A 1,200-nucleotide genomic window follows, 5' to 3' on the forward strand; every position below is an offset into this window, starting at 1 on the left:
GGTAATCCCCCCGAAAAATAATCGCGGAGATAAGTGGAATTTTGTAACCTGAGTGAACAGGAGATTCCACATGCGCAAATCACGTTTCACTGACAGCCAGATCATGGCAATTCTCAAGCAGGCCGAGTCCGGTGTGCCGGTTCCGGATCTTTGCCGGGAGCACGGCATGAGCAGTGCCAGCTTCTACAAATGGCGCGCCAAATACGGCGGCATGGACACCTCCATGATGAAGCGCCTCAAGGAACTGGAAGACGAAAACCGTCGCCTCAAGAAGATGTACGCCGAGGAGCGACTCAAATCCGAGTTACGCCAGGAGGCCCTTGAGGGAAAGTGGTAAAGCCATCTCAGCGCCGAGAGATGGCGAAGAATGTCGTTGAGGCAGGCCGGTGCAGTATTCGACTCGCCTGTGTGGTCTTTAGCATTAGCGAGACCTGTTATCGCTACCAGGCCAAACTTAGCCACGAGAACGCAACCATCGCCGATTGGCTGGTGCGTTTGACCCACCACCAGCGCAATTGGGGTTTTGGGCTGTGTTATCTGTACCTGCGCAATGTGAAGGGCTTTGGCTGGAACCACAAGCGCATCTACCGGATTTACAGGGAGTTGGAACTGAACCTTCGGATAAAGCCGAAGAAGCGGCTCGTGCGGGAAAAACCGAAACCGCTCGCCGTGCCGCAGGCGCTGAACGACTGCTGGTCCATGGATTTCATGCATGACCAACTGTCCGATGGCAGAACATACCGACTGTTCAACGTGATCGATGATTACAACCGGGAAGGCCTGATCATTGATGCGGATTTCTCCCTGCCGGCAGAACGCGTGATACGGTCTTTGATCCAACTGATCGAGTGGCGAGGGAAACCCAAAGCCATTCGCTGTGACAACGGACCGGAGTACATCAGCGGCAAGCTGATCAACTGGGCGAAACAGGAAAACATCGAGCTACGGTACATCCAGCCCGGAAACCCGCAGCAGAATGCGTACATTGAACGCTACAACCGAACGGTTCGCTACGATTGGCTGAGCCATTATCTGTTCGAATCAATCGGTGAAGTCCAGGAGTTTGCAACGCGTTGGCTCTGGACGTATAACCACGAACGACCCAACATGGCGTTGGGCGGAATAACACCAAAACAAAAGGTGGCTATGGCCGCTTGACGGACTCTACTTATCGCCCCGGTTATAAATGGGGGGATTACC

General features: G+C 53.9%; 1 protein-coding gene. It reads left to right on the forward strand.

From position 1 onward, the window contains the following. Nucleotides 1-70: 70 nt before the first annotated feature. Nucleotides 71-1,158 (forward strand): IS3 family transposase gene (locus L1075_RS15605; protein WP_246942750.1). Its coding sequence is split into 2 segments (ribosomal slippage): nt 71-326 and nt 326-1,158, totalling 1,089 coding nucleotides; the frame shifts between segments, so codons are not numbered across the junction. Nucleotides 1,159-1,200 lie beyond the last annotated feature (42 nt).

Origin of the sequence: Chromohalobacter beijerinckii (genome assembly GCF_023061185.1) — a bacterium.
In the GTDB taxonomy this organism is placed as follows: domain Bacteria; phylum Pseudomonadota; class Gammaproteobacteria; order Pseudomonadales; family Halomonadaceae; genus Chromohalobacter; species Chromohalobacter beijerinckii.